This is a genomic window from Rhodovulum sp., assembly GCF_011048875.1.
In the GTDB taxonomy this organism is placed as follows: domain Bacteria; phylum Pseudomonadota; class Alphaproteobacteria; order Rhodobacterales; family Rhodobacteraceae; genus Rhodovulum; species Rhodovulum tesquicola.
The window spans coordinates 1-2,052 of sequence record NZ_DSDD01000294.1; the positions used below are offsets into that span (position 1 = coordinate 1).

Consider the following 2,052-nt stretch of genomic DNA (forward strand, 5'->3'; position numbering starts at 1 on the left):
CGTTGCCGATGGGCGGGGACCGGCGCTCGGATACCCTTGAGGCCCATGCGTCGAAGATCCTTGGCTGGCTGGAGGAAACCCCCGATCTTTACCTCGGCGAGATCGTGGCGCGGCTGGCCTGCGAGGGCATTGCGACCTCGGGGAGCAGCGTCTCCCGGCTGCTCGCCCGCCACGGCATCACGCGCAAAAAAAAGACCGTGATTGCCGCGGAACAGGCGCGCGGCGCCCCCTGCGTCGGCACCGTCCCGCATGGGCACTGGCGCAACAATACGTTCATCGCGGGGTTGCGTAACGGCCGGATCGACGCCCCGGCTGATCGAGGGTGCCATGGACGGCGACGCATTCTGCGCCTGGGTCGAGCAGATGCTCGCGCCAACCCTGCAGCCGGGCGATATCGTGATTTGCGACAACCTCAGCGTCCACAAGAACACCAAGGCGCGCGCTGCCATCGAGGCACGCGGCGCCGAGTTGCACTTCCTGCCTGCCTATTCGCCAGACCTCAATCCCATTGAGATGGTCTTCGCCAGGCTCAAGGCCCTCGTGCGAAGCGCCGCCGCCCGATGCGCCGATACCCTCTGCAGCGCCATCGCATCCGCCCTGACTGCCTTCACCCCACAGGAATGCGCCCGCTATCTTCGCCACGCAGGATATGCTTCAACTTGATCGGAAACAACTCTGGACTGGCCACTTCTGGCCAGCGGGCAGGGGCTGCGGCTGGCGGTGCTGACCGGTGGCGGTGCGGCAACCGAAACCCCTCGCCTGCGTCTGCGCCGGAGCAGCCCGAGCCGGCCCCTGTCCTGCGTTCGCTTTTCCCCGAAGGCCGCCCGGGCGGGTGGGCACCTTTCGATCTCAACGGCGATGCCTTCGAGGATAATGCCCGCCTGACGGTCGAGGGCGCGCTGCGGCTGGTACGGCTGGACCGGGGTCTATACGCGGGCGACTGGGAAATGTCGCTGTCGCGCGGGGTATGGGCCACCTGGACGCGCCGCGTGCCCGCAGCCGCGATGGCGGGCTGGTCGGGCAGGCTGGAAATCGACCTGACCCCCGGCACGGTCACCACCACGCTGCCGGGCATCGTTCGGATTCGCGGCGCAGGCTTTCCCGGCATTACCCGCATGGCCGAACTGTTCATGGCGCTGCAATCGGCCTCGGCGAATCGCTACGGTTACGCATCTGGCCGAGACCGGACTCCTGGAACAGCTCGGGAGCGTCGACCGTCCGGCGGAGGCAATTGCGCGGATCGCAACCATCTTTGCCCTGCCAGACGCCGCCGGCATCGGGGGAAACATTGCCTCGATGCTGGGCCATGCGTTCGTCGGAGTCGCCCTGAACCTCGTCAGCGTCGGGCAAAACACCCTGAAAAGTTATGACGTGCCCGTCGAGCACAGCATCGGCTCGCTCGAACAGCGCCAGGCGATCTGGACCCAGGAGATCGTCCGGAACGGCATCGACTACAAATGGGATTCCAGGCTGGTTTCCGGCCGCTCCCGGCAGCTTGCGGACAGGGGTCAGGGAATCGTCGCCGACATCCAGGACCTCGGCGACAGGACCGAAGTCGAGATCCCTGAACTTGGAACAGGACTTCAGGGCCGAACTCGAGCGTCTCGAAAGACGAAATCGCGCCTTTAAAGCGATGGGCGCGACAGCCTTGAAAAGTCCCGGTTCTTCGTGTTCGAGACCTGCCTTTAGGGTGGCGATACCGCCTCGGTCGAGGTTTCGGGCATGCCCGGATTCCATGCCGATCCCACGGTGCTCCGTCTGATCGACTCGATCAGCTATACTACCAGCGGGGAGGCCAGCCCGGCACAGGACCTACCCGAGGGCGCGCCCGCTGGCACCCCGCGCAGGGAACGGAGCATCGAAAGCCACTACACCATCTGGGTGCAGCCCAGGCTACCCGGCGACGGCGAGTGGTCGCACTGGATGTCACGACACGGCGAATACGAACTGGCCATGCGACTGCATCCCGACCCGGTCGGTCCGGCCGCCCGCAGGGGCGAATTGCGGCTGGCCGACGGGACGCGGTTCTACCGTCTGCCAGTGAGCGATGGC

At 66.1% G+C, this 2,052-nt stretch carries 4 protein-coding genes; 3 read left to right on the forward strand and 1 reads right to left on the reverse strand.

Going from position 1 to position 2,052, the window contains the following annotated elements; genetic code table 11:
• Positions 1–329 (reverse strand): hypothetical protein (locus tag ENN83_RS10265; RefSeq protein WP_287186652.1); only part of this gene is annotated, 329 nt, incomplete at its 3' end.
• Between ENN83_RS10265 and ENN83_RS10270 the strand changes: the two genes are divergently transcribed.
• The 3 genes from ENN83_RS10270 to ENN83_RS10280 form a co-directional block, all read left to right on the forward strand.
• Positions 328–663: a transposase gene (locus ENN83_RS10270; protein ID WP_287186654.1), complete on the forward strand. Its 336-nt coding sequence runs from the start codon at positions 328–330 to the stop codon at positions 661–663. The two genes, ENN83_RS10265 and ENN83_RS10270, sit on opposite strands and share 2 nt — an antisense overlap.
• Before the next feature lie 633 nt (positions 664–1,296).
• Positions 1,297–1,629: a hypothetical protein gene (locus ENN83_RS10275; RefSeq protein WP_287186656.1), complete on the forward strand. Its 333-nt coding sequence runs from the start codon at positions 1,297–1,299 to the stop codon at positions 1,627–1,629.
• 93 nt (positions 1,630–1,722) lie between these two features.
• On the forward strand, positions 1,723–2,052 hold a 330-nt coding region (locus ENN83_RS10280; protein ID WP_287186659.1), incomplete at its 3' end, for a hypothetical protein.

Bases quoted from the DNA above. Each gene is read 5' to 3' on its own strand.
- ENN83_RS10270 (WP_287186654.1), top strand. From the start codon at position 328: ATGGACGGCGACGCATTCTGCGCCTGGGTCGAGCAGATGCTCGCGCCA.
- ENN83_RS10275 (WP_287186656.1), top strand. From the start codon at position 1,297: ATGCTGGGCCATGCGTTCGTCGGAGTCGCCCTGAACCTCGTCAGCGTC.